Source organism: Bacillus sp. FSL M8-0350, assembly GCF_038593345.1.
GTDB lineage: Bacteria > Bacillota > Bacilli > Bacillales > Bacillaceae > Bacillus > Bacillus safensis.
On sequence record NZ_CP151985.1, the window covers coordinates 70,591 to 88,110 of the forward strand.

Below are 17,520 nucleotides of genomic sequence, written 5' to 3' on the forward strand. Positions count from 1 at the left end.
ATGAGATATGGGGGATGTATAGATGAATCAATATTATAATCAACCTCAAGGCACGAAGCTGTCATCAGACGCGGAGCATAATGTCACAATGCGAAACAGAAAGCATTTAGATATTACTGGTGTCAAACAAGTGGAAAGCTTTGATAGTGAGGAATTTCTGCTGGAGACGGTCATGGGGATTCTCGCCATCCGCGGAGAAAATCTGCAAATGAAAAACCTAGACGTCGAAAAGGGCGTTGTGTCGATTAAAGGGCGTGTTTTTGATTTAATCTATGTGGATGAGCAGCACGGGGAGAAAGCTAAAGGATTTTTTAGCAAGCTGTTTAAATGACGCTGACAGTCCAGTTTTATACGATGCTTTCCATGGCGGCGATGGGCATCTGGCTGGGCGCATCGCTTGATACGTACAAGCTGTTTGTGAATCGGGAAAAAACAGCAAAATGGCTTTTGGTTATCCACGATCTCCTTTTTTGGATGGTACAGGGTCTCTTATTCTTTTACGTCCTGCTGCTGACAAATGAGGGAGAATTCAGGCTTTATATTTTTCTAGCCGTTGCTCTAGGTTTCTCGATGTATCAGGCATTGATGAAACATCTGTATCTTAAGATTCTCAAGTTTATCATGATGTGTGTATATCAGACCGTTCTCTTCCTGAAAAGGCTGGTCATGTCGATTGTCTTCCAGCCGATCCGCTGGATGATCACATTGGTCATAAGTGCTATACTGTTCTTGCTCCACTCGCTCTTACGTCTAGTTCGTTTTACGTTTCGGCTCGTGTGGAAGGTGCTGTCGATTGTTTGTTATCCGCTCATCTGGTTACTCAATGTGACCATTATTCATCGGATTCCCGAAAAATGGCGAACATCAATGAGATTGTTTTTCTCAAAAGGAGCAGGAATTTTACAAGGGGCCAAGAAATTATCTGGTACCATCAAAACGAAATGGAAACAATTCTGGACAAAGTGAGAGAGGAGGCCTTCAATCTTGAACAAGAGAAAAAGAAATATCGCACAAATTCAAAATGATTACCAAAAACAAATGGAACAGCAAGCGCAGCGCTTAAAACGCAAACGTCGCGGACTCCTTAGAAGGCTTACCGTGTTTGGTGTAATCGTGCTCATGTTTGCTGTCTTGGTGACAAGTGCCCTCTGGTCGCAATCGTCTTCACTAAAGGAAAAAGAAGAGAAGAAGGTTGCGCTCGAAAAAGAGTTGAAGCAATTACAAACAAAGCAGGAAGATATTTCTGATGAAATTAAGAAGCTGAAAAGCAAGGAATACGTACTCGAACTGGCACGACGGGACTATTATATGTCCAAAAAAGGCGAAAAAATCTTTGATGTGGGCAATAAGAGTGATTAGCCTTGTTGACACTTAAAATTCAGTTTATGTATAATTGAACAAATGAGATTTTTTTATAAGTCTAAGGAGGAGCACTTTTTTTATGTCGATTGAAGTTGGCAGCAAGTTACAAGGGAAAGTTACGGGCATTACAAATTTTGGAGCTTTTGTGGAGTTGCCAGGCGGTTCAACTGGTCTCGTTCATATCAGTGAGGTAGCCGATAACTATGTAAAAGATATTAATGAGCATTTAAAAGTCGGTGAACAAGTTGAAGTGAAAGTGATTAACGTTGAAAAAGACGGTAAAATCGGCTTGTCCATTAAAAAAGCAAAAGATCGTCCTCAACAACAATCAAGACCAAGCAGAAATGATTTCCGTCCGAAGGAATCGTTTGAACAAAAAATGAACAAATTCTTAAAAGATAGCGAAGATCGCTTAACATCTTTAAAACGTAACACGGAATCAAAACGTGGGGGGCGCGGAGCAAGAAGAGGTTAACTTGTTGCTGCTTTCTATATATTTTCACAACAAAGCATCTGCTGTGTTCAGCAGGTGCTTTTTTTCATGATCCATACGACATTTTTTGAGATTTCGTCATTTAATTTAAAACTTTCTATTGACGGACAAGCGAATCCTTTGTATTATAGTTCTTGTGCTTCTTAGCGCATTTTCATTATGGCGGTGTAGCTCAGCTGGCTAGAGCGTACGGTTCATACCCGTGAGGTCGGGGGTTCGATCCCCTCCGCCGCTATCCTTTTAACTAGAACATAAAGCAAGGCCCGTTGGTCAAGCGGTTAAGACACCGCCCTTTCACGGCGGTAACACGGGTTCGAATCCCGTACGGGTCATCTTCGAAACAGCTTTCTATAGGAAAGCTGTTTTTTTGTGCCTTCGTAAAATTCTGATGAAAGACATCGACTTTCATGAAAGTATGCCTCTTTGACGAATAAAGCGTCGAACGTTTTATGGAAACGACAACTTCTTTTGACAAAATTTCTTTTTCACCTTCGCTATAATGACAAGCAACGAATATCAGGTGGGGGATGAGAAGATGGAAAAACTAGAAAGAAGAACTGATTTAACAGGAGCGGGGTTTGAAAGAATCAGTGCGGGATTAAAAAAGATGAAAAACCTGTTTCTTCATCACACGCATTCTCTTTTTTTCTATAAAGGGTTTATTTATGTTGTTCTAGGCTTTTTATTAGGACGAGCCTTTATATTATCTGAAATTATGCCGTTTGCTCTGCCTTTCTTTGGCTCCATGCTGCTTATTAAAAGAGATAAGGCGATGCTTGCTTGTCTAGCTTTACTCGCAGGGGCGATGACGATATCACCTCAAAATGCATTGTTTGTGTTTGCGTCGCTGCTCATGTTTCTCCTTATGACAAAGGTGGTTTCTTTCATCATCAAAGACCCAGTGAAAACATTACCGGTTGTCATTGTTCTCTCAATGCTGATCACCCGAGGAGCGTTTGTTTACCTAGAGCAAGGTGCTGTGCAAAGCTATGATTACGTCATGGCGGGTGTCGAAGCAGGACTTGCCTTCATTTTGACTCTGATTTTTCTTCAAAGCCTGCCGATTTTTACAGTCAGGAAAATTAAACACTCTTTAAAGGTCGAAGAAATTATTTGTTTTATGATTTTAATTGCCTCCGTTTTAACTGGCCTTGCTGGGATCACATTTCAAGGAATGCAGGCAGAGCATATTTTGTCACGTTATGTAGTGCTGACGTTTGCCTTTATTGGCGGAGCCAGTATTGGTTGTACGGTCGGTGTTGTAACAGGATTAATTCTCGGTCTCGCTAACATCGGAAACCTTTATCAGATGAGTCTTCTTGCCTTTTCAGGCTTATTAGGCGGATTGCTGAAAGAAGGGAAAAAAGCAGGGGCAGCCATCGGCTTAATCGTGGGTTCCTTACTCATTTCACTGTACGGGGAAGGTTCAGCAGGTCTCATGACCACACTGTATGAATCACTTATAGCGGTTGCGCTCTTTTTGCTCACGCCGCAATCAGTCACCTCCAAGGTAGCGAAATACATTCCTGGTACGGTAGAGCATGTACAAGAGCAGCAGCAATATGCTCGGAAGGTACGAGACGTGACAGCAAAAAAGGTAGATCAGTTCTCTCATGTATTTCATGCGCTGTCTGAGAGTTTTGCGACATTTTACGAATCTATTCCTGAAGAGAAGAAGCAGGAAGAGGATGTAGATCTTTTTTTAAGTACGATCACAGAACGATCCTGTCAAACGTGCTATAAGAAAAATAAATGCTGGGTGCAGAACTTTGATACAACCTATGAACTAATGAAACAAGTTATGCATGAATCTGATGAAAAAACGTATGAGCATAACCGAAAATTGAAAAAGAAATTTAGTCAGCACTGCTCAAAATCAAAACATGTCGAGGAATTGATCGAAGAGGAGATCGCTTACTATAAAGCCAATCAGACATTGAAGAAAAAAGTCCAAGACAGCAGACGTCTTGTGGCTGAACAGCTGATGGGGGTCTCGCAAGTAATGGAGGATTTTTCCCGGGAAATAAAACGAGAAAGAGAACAGCACTTTATTCAGGAAGAGCAGATGATAGAAGCGCTTCAGCACTTTGGCATTGAAATCCAGCAAGTAGAAATCTATAGCTTGGAGCAGGGAAATGTGGATATTGAAATGAGAATCCCATATTGCCAAGGGCATGGGGAATGTGAAAAAATCATTGCGCCAATGCTTTCAGATATATTAGAAGAACAGATTTTAGTCAAAGCAGAACAGTGTGCAGAGCATCCAACAGGCTATTGCCACGTTGTATTTGGCTCTGCTAAATCATACCGAGTGGCTACAGGCGTGGCACATGCAGCAAAAGGCGGAGGACTGGTATCTGGAGACAGCTACAGCATGATGGAGCTTGGTGCGGGCAAGTATGCTGCAGCTATTAGTGATGGAATGGGCAACGGAGCACGGGCTCATTTTGAAAGCAATGAAACGATTAAGCTGTTAGAAAAAATATTGGCGTCAGGTATCAATGAAAAAGTGGCGATTAAAACCATTAATAGTATTTTATCTTTAAGAACGACGGACGAGATCTACTCAACATTGGATTTATCGATCATTGATTTACAGGATGCGAGCTGTAAGTTCCTCAAAATTGGTTCAACACCCAGCTTTATTAAACGGGGTGATCAGGTGATGAAGGTACAAGCAAGCAACTTGCCAATCGGTATTATTGATGAATTCGAAGTCGAGGTTGTGAGTGAACAGATGAAGGCAGGAGATCTATTGATTATGATGAGTGACGGCATTTTTGAAGGGCCAAAGCATATTGAAAATCATGATCTGTGGGTGAAACGGAAAATGAAAAGCTTTAAAACAGAAGATCCCCAAGAAATTGCTGATTTATTAATGGAAGAGGTCATTCGAACAAGAGCAGGCCAAATTGATGACGATATGACAGTTGTTGTCATCAGGCTCGACCACAACACACCAAAATGGGCTTCCATTCCGACCGGTACATTCTATCTTGAGAAACAAGAGATTTCTTAAAATATCGTATAATATGAATTTCTTCTGGCGATGATGGGGATATAAGCATTCAGTTACAATCCCAGGAGGAATGAAGATGCGAAAAGGTCACGTCAACCAAATCTTATTGATTACAGATGGCTGCTCAAATCACGGGGAAGATCCGCTTGCGATTGCCTCATTGGCAAAGGAACAAGGGATTACAGTCAATGTCATTGGCATTATGGAAGAAAACAGACACGATCATGAAGCGATGAAGGAAGTAGAGGGGATTGCTCTCGCAGGCGGAGGCATCCATCAAGTTGTCTACGTCCAGCAGTTATCTCAAACAGTACAAATGGTCACAAAAAAAGCGATGACACAAACCCTGCAAGGTGTTGTGAATAAAGAATTGCAGCAAATTCTCGGCAAAGATGCTGAAATTGAAGAACTTCCACCTGATAAGCGCGGGGAAGTAATGGAGGTTGTAGATGAGTTAGGAGAGACGGTTCACCTTCAAGTACTCGTGCTTGTTGATACAAGTGCAAGTATGAAACCGAAGCTGCCGACCGTAAAAGAAGCACTCATCGACCTTTCCATCAGTTTAAATTCAAGAATTGGAGAAAATCAGTTTGGGATGTGTGTATTTCCCGGGAAAAACTCAGATGCTGAAATTGTGTTGAATTGGACGCCTCGATTCGATTCATTATCATCTATTTTCCCAAAACTGACCACTGGAGGAATCACCCCAACGGGACCAGCGCTTCGGGAAGCACTTCAGCATTTCAAATCAGTTCGTTCACGCAAAGGGCTGCTTGAAGCAAAGGAAGAGCATGATGATGAATTCGGCTTCTAACATACCGTTAGGCACGGTGATTCAAGGGAAATGGCACCACCATCATTACCGTATTGTAAAAGAGCTTGGAAAAGGGGCGAACGGTGTTGTCTATCTGGCCGAATCGCCACATGGGCAAGCGGCCCTTAAAGTGAGTGATGACAGTATGCTCATTGCATCTGAAGTCAATGTTTTAAAATCCTTTTCAAAGGCTCCTGTGAAAACCATGGGGCCTTCTTTTTATGATATGGATGATGCGATTTATCCTGGTATGCCTCAAAAACGCTCTTTTTATGTGATGGAATATGTCAGAGGCCCATTACTGCTTGAATTTGTGAAACAAAAGGGTGATGAGTGGATTGTGGTTTTAATGATTCAGCTTTTATCTAGCTTGGCTCATTTACATCAGGAAGGCTGGATTTTTGGTGATTTAAAGCCGGATAATCTCATTGTTTCTGGGCCCCCGGCCACGATCCGGTGCATTGATGTGGGAGGAACGACGAAAGCGGGCAGGGCAATTAAGGAGTATACCGAGTTTTTTGATCGAGGCTATTGGGGATTCGGTACACGAAAAGCTGAACCAACTTATGATTTATTTGCTCTGACGATGGTGATGGTGAACTGTGCGTATAAGAAAGAATTCAAAAAAGGAGCAGAACCAGAAAAGCAGCTTTATCGAGCTATTGAAGGACATCCTTTATTAAAGCGATATGAAAGGGTGTTAAAGGCTGCTCTACAAGGTAAATATCAATCAGCAGCAGACATGAAAAGTGCGATGCTGAAAGAAGGACAGCTGATTGCATCAAGGAAATCGCGCCAGAAGAAGCAGCAGCAAAAAAACGCGCCAAAACCTGCTGTTAATCAAAATCAACAAGTGACCTCACGATCGCGGGCTGCAGCAGCAAAAAGAACGTCAGTGCGTAAAAAATCAGGCGGACTTTTTGAAACCATTCTTATCGTGTGCAGTGTACTCGCTCTTTACTGTGCATATGTGGTTTTGTTCCTGTTGTAGAGCCGGAAAAAAGCAGGCTTCTTCTTTGCTTGGAGCTACTGAAAGTGATAGGATATGTATATCTTTAAATTACCTGCTCTTTTGTGAGGAGGAAGTTGTGAGTAGAATTGAATCTTTTTTGAAAAAACATGATGTTTACCTTGAAAATACGACAGTCATTGTCGGGGTTTCCGGCGGACCGGATTCCATGCTCTTACTGCATGAACTTAACAAGCGCCGCAAAGGTTCCTATCAGCTGATTGCAGCCCATGTAGATCACATGTTCAGAGGAGAAGAGTCCTTCGCTGATTTGGCATTTGTTGAGGCTTACTGTAAGGAGCACGAGATCCCTTTTGAATCGTCCCGCATACAGGTCACCCAATATGCAAAAGAAAACCGCTTAAACAAACAGGCAGCTGCAAGGGAGTGCAGATATGCTTTCTTTCGTCAATTGATGGAGCAATACAACGCTCAATTTATAGCGCTTGCACATCATGGAGACGACCAAGTAGAAACAATGATGATGAGACTTGTGAGAGGGACTGTTGGTATTGGACTCGCGGGTATCCAAGCAAAACGTCCTTTTCAAGGCGGATGGCTGATTCGTCCGCTCATTGGATACTCTAAAGACGACGTGCTAAAAGCTTGTGAAAAAGAACATGTCCCCTATGTCATTGATCAAAGCAATCATACGGATGACTACTTGAGAAACCGGGTAAGAAGACATATTCTTCCCGTATTAAAAGAAGAGGCACCTCATGTACATGAAAGCTTTCAGTTTGTAAGTGACATGCTGACTGAGGATGAGCAATACTTGCAGGCTTTAACAAAGGAACAAATGAACCAAGTGATAACGAGTCAATCGCCTAAGCAAATTGAGATCAAAACGAAGCCTTTGCTTGACCTGCCTTTGCCTTTACAAAGAAGAGGCATTCAACTAATATTAAACTATCTTTATGAAAACACTCAATCAGCGTTTTCAAACCAGCATATTCTAGGGACTTTAGACTGGTTATCTCATACAGATCAACCGTCTGGATCATTAGATTTGCCAAAAGGTTTACAAGCTGTCAAGTCTTATGATCACTGTATGTTTACCTTTGAACGATCGCATGTATTAGACCAGTCTTATGCTCTTCACTTAAAGGTTGAGCTCGGAGAAGAGCTTTTTCTCCCAAATGGACAGTCTATCGTCGTATCAAATCATGTTCCGAAGGATGCACGGAACGGAAACCATTTTTTCTTGCTTCAAAAAGATCATGTTCGTCTCCCTTTGATCATTCGCTCACGAAAAAATGGTGATCGAATCAAACTTAAAGGGATGAATGGGTCAAAAAAGGTGAAGGATATATTTATTGATAAAAAAGTGCCTCTTGCAGAAAGAGACAGCTGGCCGATCGTCACTGACTCGGATCATCAAATCATCTGGATCCCAGGTCTGAAAAAATCCGTTTTTGAAGAAATTGATATGACAAACAGCGATCTCATTGTATTACAATATAGACAGCACGAAAATTTGTAGGGGGCAAGCAAAAGCATGAAACAAGATATTGAAAAGATTTTGATCTCAGAAGAAGAGATCCAGCAAAAAGTGAAGGAACTGGGTGCAACATTAACCAGTGATTATGATGGTAAATTTCCCCTGGCTATTGGTGTTTTGAAAGGGGCTCTTCCATTCATGGCAGACCTGATCAAACACATTGATACATATTTAGAACTTGATTTTATGGATGTATCTAGCTACGGAAAGTCTACCGTATCTTCTGGAGAAGTAAAGATCATTAAGGATCTAGATACTTCTGTTGAAGGAAGAGATATTTTGATTATGGAAGATATCATCGACAGTGGGTTAACTTTGAGCTATCTGGTAGAGCTTTTCCGATACCGTAAAGCAAATTCCATTAAAATTGTGACATTGCTTGATAAACCAAGCGGCCGCAAAGCAGACATCAAAGCAGATTATGTTGGATTTGAAGTGCCAGATGCATTTGTTGTCGGCTATGGATTGGATTTCGCTGAACGTTACCGAAACCTCCCGTATATTGGAGTGTTAAAACCATCTGTTTACGAAGGCTGATCAGCATACGTATACATGAGGTTATTGGTTGTGTTGGAATGATTTTCTATGATACTATTGAACATAGTTGTGCTTACTGTGGGAGGAGGTAAGGAATGAATCGGGTTTTTCGTAATACGATTTTTTATATACTTATTTTATTACTTGTGATAGGGGTCGTCAGTTGGTTAGGATCCCCAAATCAAAAGCCTGAGAACATGTCTTACAGCAAATTTTCGCAAAATCTAAGTGCGGGAAAAGTGGAGAGTATCTCCATTCAGCCTGTAAGAGGGGTTTATGAAATTCGTGGTCAATTAGATGGCGCGAAGAAAGATCAATACTTCATTACCCATGTTCCAGATGGTCAAGGTGTTGACCAAATTTACAGTGCACTGAAGAATACAGATGTAAAAGTAGAACCAGCACCTGAAACAAATGGATGGCTGCAAGTTCTGACAACCATCATTCCGTTTATCATCATCTTTATCCTGTTCTTCTTCTTATTGAACCAAGCTCAGGGCGGCGGAAGCCGAGTCATGAACTTTGGTAAGAGTAAGGCGAAGCTTTACACAGAAGAGAAGAAACGTGTGAAATTTAAAGATGTTGCCGGTGCAGATGAAGAGAAGCAAGAGCTTGTAGAAGTGGTTGAATTCCTGAAGGATCCACGTAAATTTGCGGAGCTTGGCGCAAGAATCCCTAAAGGGGTTTTACTAGTAGGACCTCCAGGTACAGGTAAAACATTGCTTGCGAGAGCATCTGCAGGAGAAGCAGGCGTTCCTTTCTTCAGCATCAGTGGTTCTGACTTCGTCGAGATGTTCGTCGGTGTCGGTGCATCACGTGTACGTGATTTATTCGAAAATGCGAAAAAGAATGCACCTTGCTTAATCTTTATTGATGAGATTGATGCAGTTGGTCGTCAGCGTGGAGCCGGTCTTGGCGGTGGTCATGATGAGCGTGAACAAACGCTTAACCAGCTTCTTGTTGAAATGGATGGTTTTAGTGCCAACGAAGGTATTATTATCATTGCTGCGACGAACCGTGCAGATATTCTAGACCCTGCATTGCTGCGTCCGGGACGTTTTGACCGTCAAATTACGGTTGACCGCCCAGATGTTATTGGCCGTGAAGAAGTACTGAAAGTTCATGCGAAAAACAAACCGCTTGACGAGTCAGTCAACTTAAAAGCCATTGCAAGCAGAACACCAGGGTTCTCTGGAGCAGATCTTGAGAACTTACTAAACGAAGCAGCACTTGTTGCTGCCCGTCAAAACAAAAAGAAAATCGATATGCGTGATATCGATGAAGCGACTGACCGTGTCATCGCTGGGCCGGCGAAGAAAAGCCGCGTCATTTCGAAGAAAGAACGTAATATCGTGGCTTACCATGAAGCAGGTCATACCGTCATTGGTCTTATCCTAGACGAAGCAGATATGGTGCATAAAGTAACGATCGTTCCTCGAGGTCAGGCAGGCGGATATGCGGTCATGCTTCCAAGGGAAGACCGTTATTTCCAAACGAAGCCAGAGCTTCTTGATAAAATTGTCGGCTTGCTCGGCGGTCGTGTTGCAGAGGAAATTACGTTTGGCGAAGTAAGTACAGGCGCTCACAACGACTTCCAGCGTGCAACAGGCATTGCAAGAAGAATGGTTACAGAGTTCGGTATGTCTGATAAACTTGGTCCGCTTCAATTCGGTCAATCACAAGGAGGTCAAGTATTCCTTGGCCGTGACTTCAATAATGAGCCGAATTACAGTGAAGCGATCGCTTACGAAATTGACCAAGAAGTTCAGCGTTTCATTAAGGAGAGCTATGAACGTGCGAAGCAAATTCTCACTGAGAATAAAGATAAGCTAGAAATCATCGCACAGGCCCTTCTAGAAGTTGAAACTTTAGATGCTGAGCAAATTAAATCTCTTTACGAAACTGGAAAGCTTCCAGAGCGTGTATACGCAGATGACGAAGAGAAAAACGATGATGTGAAAGTAAACATCAAGAAAAAAGAAGATGAGGAGATCTAATCTCCTTCTGTGAAAGCTGCCGGGATCACCGGCAGCTTTTTTTATTTCGATTCATGAATGGATCGGTTTCGAATTGTTTACAAATGGAACTCAATTCGTGTATGGTATGATAGAAAGTCGAAAAATGCTCTTTTTTGAGAAACTATTCAAAGTGGTGATGAAGTTGTTACTCGTGATAGATGTAGGAAACACAAATACCGTTTTAGGTGTTTATCATAATGGCGATCTAAACTACCATTGGCGAATTGAAACAAGCCGTCATAAAACAGAAGATGAATTTGGTATGTCCATCAGGGCTTTATTCGATTATGTGGGGCTGATGTTTGACCAAATAGAAGGGATTATCATCTCGTCTGTTGTCCCGCCTATGATGTTCGCACTTGAAAGAATGTGCGAAAAGTATTTTCACATAACACCCCAAATTGTAGGGCCTGGAATGAAGACTGGTTTAAACATTATGTGTGACAATCCAAAGGAAGTCGGGGCAGATCGAATTGTCAATGCAGTAGCAGCCATTCACCTATATGGGGCGCCTCTTATTGTGGTAGACTTTGGAACAGCAACAACCTACTGTTATATCAATGAACAAAAACAATACATGGGTGGAGCGATTGCACCGGGTATTACCATTTCAACTGAGGCTTTATATACAAGAGCGGCGAAGCTGCCGAGAATTGAAATTGTCCGTCCAGATCACATTGTTGGAAAAAACACCATCAGTGCGATGCAATCCGGCATCCTTTATGGATATGTTGGCCAAGTCGAGGGAATAGTGAAACGGATGAAGCAGCAGGCCAAACAAACACCGAAAGTCATTGCAACAGGCGGTTTGTCTACATTGATTGGAAATGAATCAGACTGTATTGATATTGTCGATCCGTTCCTCACATTAAAAGGATTGCAGCTCATTTATGAACGTAATCGTGTCGGTGTATTATAGGAGGTTTAAATCAAATGGATTACTTAGTTAAAGCGTTAGCATATGACGGAAAAGTCCGCGCATATGCTGCAAACACAACAGATACAATCAACGAAGCACAAAGAAGACATCATACGTGGCCGACTGCATCAGCAGCCATCGGCAGAACGATGACAGCAACAGTCATGATGGGTGCTATGCTGAAAGGTGAGAATAAGCTAACTGTCAAAATAGAAGGCGGTGGACCAATCGGCGCCATTATTGCTGATGGAAATGCAAAAGGCCAGGTACGAGGATATGTCTCAAACCCACAAGTTCACTTTGACTTAAATGAACATGGCAAGCTGGATGTGAGACGTGCAGTCGGAACATCTGGAACGTTAAGTGTTGTCAAAGATATCGGGCTGAAGGACCACTTTACAGGACAAACGGAAATCGTCTCAGGTGAAATTGGAGATGACTTCACTTATTATCTTGTTTCTTCTGAGCAAGTGCCTTCCTCTGTAGGCGTAGGTGTCCTTGTCAATCCAGATAATTCGATCCTCGCAGCAGGCGGTTTCATCATTCAATTGCTGCCTGGTACAGAAGATGCTGTCATTGAAAGGCTAGAAAAGCGCCTGTCAACCATTGAACCAATCTCTAAACTCATTGAAAAAGGGATGACACCAGAACAAATATTAGAAGAAGTACTCGGTGAAAAGCCTCAAATTTTAGAAACTGTACCCGTCGAATTTTCTTGTAACTGCTCAAAAGAACGGTTTGCAAATGGCATTATCAGCCTAGGAAAAGCCGAAATTGATGATATGATTGAACAAGACGGACAAGCAGAAGCTCAATGCCATTTTTGTAACGAAACGTATGTATTTACAAAAGAAGAGCTAGAAGAGCTACGTGAAGAATTAACCCGCTAAGCTCTAAGCAGCGGGTTTTCTTTTTAGAATGGAAAGGAGCCGAAAGATGAGACTAAAAGCAAGAGTGGTATGGACATTTATCCTCGTGTTGCTCATGATTAATGCCGTTGTCATTGCATATGTATTAACAAAGTCACAAATGTCACAGGCCTCTTCTAACGGGAAGAGCGGTGAAGAAATTGCGTCAATTGGAAAAGAGAAGGTGACGCGTCAAGAATGGCTAAAGAAAATGGAAGACCGCTACGGAAAGGCGACACTTGAGCAAATGATCAATCAAAAGGTGGTCAATCAGCTTGCCAAGCAAAACAAGCTGGAGGTGTCTTCAAAAGAGATCAATCGTGAATTGCTCATGCTCAAAGCGGTGTCTAATAATTTCTATGAAGATGGACATACAAGTGAGAAGGAATGGAAAGAACAGATTCGTTATCAAATTTTATTGGAGCAGCTTTTAACAAGAGATGCCGTCGTTTCTGAAAAAGAAGCGAAATCGTTTTATGAAAAAAACAAGGACTTATATCAATATGATGATTCATACCGCATTCGCCATATCGTCGTGAAGACAAAGAGCGAGGCTGAAAATGTATTGAAAGATTTAAAAGGTGGATCTAGCTTCGAAGCCGTAGCAGCTGAACGTTCAATCGACCGTTACACCTCACCATACGGCGGAGATCTTGGATTTGTGACAGAAGAACAGGAAAGTATTCCGGCCCTATACATACAAGAAGCTCAAAAGCTTCAGCCAGATGAATGGACGAAAGAGCCGATTCAGACCAAAAACGGGTATGCCATTATTCAGTTAAAAGAAAAATTAAATGGCCGCTCTTTCTCCTACGAAGAAGTCAAAGATCAGATTAAAAGGCAGATCGCTATGGAAGATCTAGGTGAAAAGGTGAATGTCAAAACCCTGTGGAAAGAAGCAAAAGTCACATGGTTTTACGATGGCGAGCAGGACTAAAAGCATTGACAAAATTTTTTGAAATTGATAATTTAATATTAATACAATAAAATTACTCGGAGATAGAGGTGTTAGTGATGGCTCGTATTGCAAATTCAGTTTTTGAACTAATAGGAAATACACCAGTCGTTAAATTAAACCGTTTAGTAGATGAAGACAGTGCGGATGTCTACTTGAAACTTGAATATATGAACCCGGGCAGCAGTGTCAAAGATCGTATTGCTTTAGCGATGATCGAAGATGCTGAAGCAAAAGGAACATTAAAAGCTGGCGATACGCTTATTGAACCAACAAGCGGAAACACAGGAATTGGCCTTGCAATGGTAGCGGCTGCTAAAGGAATTAACGCGATTTTGGTTATGCCGGACACAATGAGTCAGGAGCGCCGCAACCTTTTACGCGCTTATGGTGCAGAGCTTGTCTTAACACCAGGTGCAGAAGGAATGAAAGGCGCCATCAAAAAAGCGGAAGAATTGGCAGAGGAGCATGGTTACTTCATGCCTCAGCAATTTAGCAACGAAGCCAATGCGGAGATTCACCGTCGTACAACTGGGAAAGAAATCCTTGAACAATTTGACGGCGAGCTTGATGCATTTATTGCAGGTGTTGGTACGGGCGGTACGATTACAGGTGCTGGTGAAGTCCTAAAAGAAGCCATCCCATCCATCCAGCTTTATGCAGTAGAGCCGACAGATTCCCCTGTATTGTCAGGCGGGAAGCCGGGTCCGCATAAAATTCAAGGAATTGGAGCAGGTTTTGTTCCTTCAATCTTGAACACAGAAATATATGACGGCATCATCCAAGTGAAAAACGAAGATGCATTTGAGCTTGCAAGAAAAGCAGCGAAAGAAGAAGGAATTCTTGGCGGTATTTCTTCAGGAGCAGCTATTTACGCAGCGCTTCAAACAGCGAAGAAGCTTGGTAAAGGGAAAAAGGTTCTCGCCATCATACCAAGTAATGGAGAGCGTTACCTCAGTACACCTCTTTATCAATTCGATTAAACCAATCACCCCAGCATTTGCTGGGGTTTTTTCATGAATTCTGAAGATGGAAAGGAAATACTGTTTTCTAAATAAATTGGATTGCATTACAATAAGATTAATGAAAATGAAAAAGGATGATAACATGACACAACGCAGGCCGATGGGCATCAAAATTCCTTTTACGAAAGATGCATTCTTGAAAAGATACGAACAATTAACTGCTCGTGAAACACATCATGTGCTTCTTGAAAGTGCGCGCGGCGGTTCATATAGCATCGCTGGTATTCACCCGATCGCTAAAGCGAAGGGGAAAGATGGGATGACGACCATCCATTATCAAGATGAGGTGCTGTTCAAAGAAGGTGATCCATTCAGAGCGTTTACGGATTGGTTTCAAACCCTTCAAACCGAAACGAACGACGAATACCCCGACTTTCAAGGCGGAGCGATTGGGTTTTTAAGCTACGATTATGCTAGATACATCGAGCATTTTAAGATGCTGGCAATTGACGACCTTAAAACACCAGACCTTTATTTCCTCGTATTTAACGATGTTGCAGTCTTTGATCATGAAGAAAACGCGCTGTGGCTGATCACGCACATAGAGGAAGCGGAATCAGGGAGTGAAGCGAACCAAAGGCTTGAAGAATGGAAGCGAAAATGGACAAGCTCTTCAGAAGAATCAGCACAATCACCTGTCAATGAATCTTCCACAGAATTTGTACCAGCAGCACCTTTCACTGAAGAAACCTTTGGGGAAGCAGTAGAGAAAATTAAGCAATATATCGCAAATGGTGATGTGTTCCAAGTGAACTTATCCATCAGGCAAGATGAACAGCTTCACACTCATCCGTATGATTTATACAAAATGTTACGTCAAGTAAATCCGTCTCCCTACATGTCTTACCTGCATACGCCTGACTTCCAGATTGTTTGTGGATCTCCAGAGCTGCTTATTAAGAAAAAAGGAACTCAGCTAGAAACAAGACCAATTGCGGGAACAAGATCACGAGGCAAAGACGACGCTGAGGATCAAGCGCTGGCAAAAGAGCTCATTGAAAATGAAAAAGAACGCGCAGAGCATGTGATGCTCGTTGATCTTGAGCGGAATGATCTTGGACGCGTATCCACTTATGGATCCGTAAAAGTGAACGAATTTATGGCGATTGAGAAATATTCGCACGTGATGCATATTGTATCCAATGTACAAGGAGAGCTGCGTGATGAATGTGACGCGGTAGATGTCATGAGAGCTGTATTCCCAGGTGGAACGATTACAGGTGCTCCAAAAGTGAGGACGATGGAAATCATAGAAGAACTTGAGCCAACAAGACGTGGGCTTTATACTGGATCTATAGGCTGGTTTGGATTCAATCAAGATATGCACTTTAATATCGTCATTCGTACTGCGTATTGTACAGAAGGAAAAGCCTTTATGCAGTCAGGTGCGGGGATCGTCATAGATTCTGTCCCTAAACACGAATATAAAGAATCGATTAAAAAAGCCTATGCAGTGAAAAAAGCATTACAGCTGAGCAAAGAAGAGACTATTTTGAGTTAGAGGTGAGCAGAGTATGATTTTAATGATTGATAATTATGATTCATTTACGTACAACCTGGTCCAGTATTTAGGTGAGCTTGGAGAAGAATTGATCGTGAAACGGAATGATCAAGTAACCATTCAAGAAATTGAAGAGCTCAAGCCGGATTTTCTCATGATTTCTCCAGGACCATGCAGTCCTGATGAAGCGGGAATTAGTATGGAGGCGATCAAGCACTTTGCAGGAAGCATTCCAATCTTCGGTGTGTGTCTAGGTCACCAATCCATCGCGCAAGTCTTTGGCGGGGATGTCGTTCGAGCAGAGCGCCTAATGCACGGTAAAACGTCAGAGATTAAACATGATGGAAAAGGTGTTTTCACAGGACTTCAAAATCCGCTCGTCGCAACGAGATATCATTCATTAATTGTCAAAAACGAGACGCTGCCAGAGTGCTTTGACGCAACAGCCAGCACAAAGGAAGGCGAGCTCATGGCGATTCGTCATAAAGAACTGCCGATTGAAAGTGTGCAATTCCATCCTGAATCGATTATGACGTCCTTCGGCAAAGAAATGCTGAAAAATTTCATTGAAACCTATCGTAAAAAGGGGCATGAAGTAAACGCATGATCATTTATCTGAACGGTCAGTATATAGAGGAGAAAGACGCGACTCTTTCTCCTTTTGATCATGGTTTTCTATATGGCATCGGTGTATTCGAAACATTTACCAGCCTGGCAGGACAAGTCTTCCTGTTAGATTGGCATCTTGAAAGGCTCAATCAATCATTACGTGACCTTTGCATCGAATCCACAATAGAGAAACCATTTGTACTCGACATCATTCATACTTTACTAAATAAAAACCAAATAGCCGGCGGCCATGCGAGAATTCGCTTGAATGTTTCTGCGGGCAGAGGCAATGGGTTTTCTGCAGACCCTTATGAAGAGCCTGTCGTTTTTGTCATGATCTCTCCATTCCGTCCAGAATCTATTTTGGATGAGAAAAAGGGATTCGTTCTTCAAACAAGAAGGAACACACCGGAAGGGCCAAGGCGCCTCAAGTCTCATCACTATATGAACAACCTGCTCGCGAAAAGAGAAGTGGGGAACGACCCGGCGTTAGAAGGCATCTTTTTAACAAAAGAAGATGATGTGGCAGAAGGCATTACCTCGAATGTATTTTGGCGAAAAGATGATGTGGTCTATACACCGTCACTTGATACAGGCATTTTAAATGGGGTCACTCGTCGATACTGTATGGAAACGCTCCACGCGATGGGGGTCTCGCTAAAGGAAGGACGATACCCAGTCTCACATTTGCTCTCAGCTGATGAGGCATGGATGACCAATTCTGTTCAGGGAGTTGTACCTTTCGGGTGTATAGGAGACATCCACTTGCCCACAAACAGCCGGATCATCTCAACAAAGTTAAGAATGCAATACACAAAAGAACGTCAAGACCATAAAGAGTAGGTGGACA

17 protein-coding genes and 2 tRNA genes are annotated in these 17,520 nt (G+C 42.3%); all 19 read left to right on the plus strand.

Features of this window, described 5'->3' with window-relative positions; translation table 11 throughout:
• Positions 1-22 precede the first annotated feature (22 nt).
• Entirely contained in the window at positions 23-331 is a 309-nt protein-coding gene (yabP, locus tag NSS80_RS00370) for a sporulation protein YabP (RefSeq protein WP_024425646.1), read from the plus strand.
• On the plus strand, positions 328-966 hold the full coding sequence (gene yabQ, locus NSS80_RS00375) for a spore cortex biosynthesis protein YabQ (RefSeq protein WP_041115217.1): 639 nt from the start codon (positions 328-330) through the stop codon (positions 964-966). The genes yabP and yabQ overlap by 4 nt, the downstream gene beginning before the upstream one ends.
• Positions 967-984: 18 nt before the next feature.
• Positions 985-1,359 carry a septum formation initiator family protein gene (locus NSS80_RS00380; protein WP_003217952.1) on the plus strand — a complete coding sequence of 125 codons (375 nt, stop codon included), beginning with the start codon at positions 985-987 and terminating at the stop codon, positions 1,357-1,359.
• Between the two features lie 82 nt (positions 1,360-1,441).
• Entirely contained in the window at positions 1,442-1,837 is a 396-nt protein-coding gene (locus NSS80_RS00385; protein ID WP_008357409.1) for a S1 domain-containing RNA-binding protein, read from the plus strand.
• 179 nt (positions 1,838-2,016) lie between these two features.
• Positions 2,017-2,090: transfer RNA gene (locus NSS80_RS00390), tRNA-Met, on the plus strand.
• Between the two features lie 25 nt (positions 2,091-2,115).
• A tRNA-Glu gene (locus NSS80_RS00395) sits at positions 2,116-2,187 on the plus strand.
• A 203-nt stretch (positions 2,188-2,390) separates the two neighbouring features.
• On the plus strand, positions 2,391-4,874 hold the full coding sequence (gene spoIIE, locus NSS80_RS00400) for a stage II sporulation protein E (protein WP_317222384.1): 2,484 nt from the start codon (positions 2,391-2,393) through the stop codon (positions 4,872-4,874).
• A 76-nt stretch (positions 4,875-4,950) separates the two neighbouring features.
• A complete protein-coding gene (locus NSS80_RS00405) occupies positions 4,951-5,688 on the plus strand; it encodes a VWA domain-containing protein (protein WP_034284249.1) in 738 nt (245 codons plus the stop codon).
• A complete protein-coding gene (locus NSS80_RS00410) occupies positions 5,672-6,679 on the plus strand; it encodes a serine/threonine protein kinase (protein WP_080701255.1) in 1,008 nt (335 codons plus the stop codon). The genes NSS80_RS00405 and NSS80_RS00410 overlap by 17 nt, the downstream gene beginning before the upstream one ends.
• A gap of 97 nt (positions 6,680-6,776) precedes the next feature.
• Positions 6,777-8,180 (plus strand): tRNA lysidine(34) synthetase TilS, encoded by a 1,404-nt coding sequence (gene tilS / locus NSS80_RS00415; RefSeq protein WP_111926613.1) that lies wholly within the window; start codon positions 6,777-6,779, stop codon positions 8,178-8,180.
• Between the two features lie 15 nt (positions 8,181-8,195).
• Entirely contained in the window at positions 8,196-8,735 is a 540-nt protein-coding gene (hpt, locus tag NSS80_RS00420) for a hypoxanthine phosphoribosyltransferase (RefSeq protein WP_008357399.1), read from the plus strand.
• A gap of 95 nt (positions 8,736-8,830) precedes the next feature.
• Positions 8,831-10,732, plus strand: coding sequence for an ATP-dependent zinc metalloprotease FtsH (ftsH, locus tag NSS80_RS00425; protein ID WP_034284252.1), 1,902 nt, complete (start codon positions 8,831-8,833; stop codon positions 10,730-10,732).
• A 163-nt stretch (positions 10,733-10,895) separates the two neighbouring features.
• A complete protein-coding gene (locus tag NSS80_RS00430) occupies positions 10,896-11,672 on the plus strand; it encodes a type III pantothenate kinase (RefSeq protein ID WP_024427185.1) in 777 nt (258 codons plus the stop codon).
• Between the two features lie 14 nt (positions 11,673-11,686).
• Positions 11,687-12,562, plus strand: a complete 876-nt coding sequence (gene hslO / locus NSS80_RS00435) for an Hsp33 family molecular chaperone HslO (protein WP_041105733.1) — start codon at positions 11,687-11,689, stop codon at positions 12,560-12,562.
• A gap of 46 nt (positions 12,563-12,608) precedes the next feature.
• Positions 12,609-13,517, plus strand: a complete 909-nt coding sequence (locus NSS80_RS00440; protein ID WP_342498391.1) for a peptidyl-prolyl cis-trans isomerase — start codon at positions 12,609-12,611, stop codon at positions 13,515-13,517.
• 77 nt (positions 13,518-13,594) lie between these two features.
• The gene (gene cysK / locus NSS80_RS00445; protein ID WP_024425655.1) at positions 13,595-14,518 is read left to right on the plus strand and encodes a cysteine synthase A; all 924 of its coding nucleotides are present in this window, start codon (positions 13,595-13,597) and stop codon (positions 14,516-14,518) included.
• Between the two features lie 124 nt (positions 14,519-14,642).
• Positions 14,643-16,061 (plus strand): anthranilate synthase component I family protein, encoded by a 1,419-nt coding sequence (locus NSS80_RS00450; protein WP_335370923.1) that lies wholly within the window; start codon positions 14,643-14,645, stop codon positions 16,059-16,061.
• Positions 16,062-16,074: 13 nt separating this feature from the next.
• Positions 16,075-16,668 (plus strand): aminodeoxychorismate/anthranilate synthase component II, encoded by a 594-nt coding sequence (pabA, locus tag NSS80_RS00455; protein ID WP_024425656.1) that lies wholly within the window; start codon positions 16,075-16,077, stop codon positions 16,666-16,668.
• Positions 16,665-17,513, plus strand: coding sequence for an aminodeoxychorismate lyase (gene pabC / locus NSS80_RS00460; RefSeq protein ID WP_101676977.1), 849 nt, complete (start codon positions 16,665-16,667; stop codon positions 17,511-17,513). The genes pabA and pabC overlap by 4 nt, the downstream gene beginning before the upstream one ends.
• Positions 17,514-17,520 lie beyond the last annotated feature (7 nt).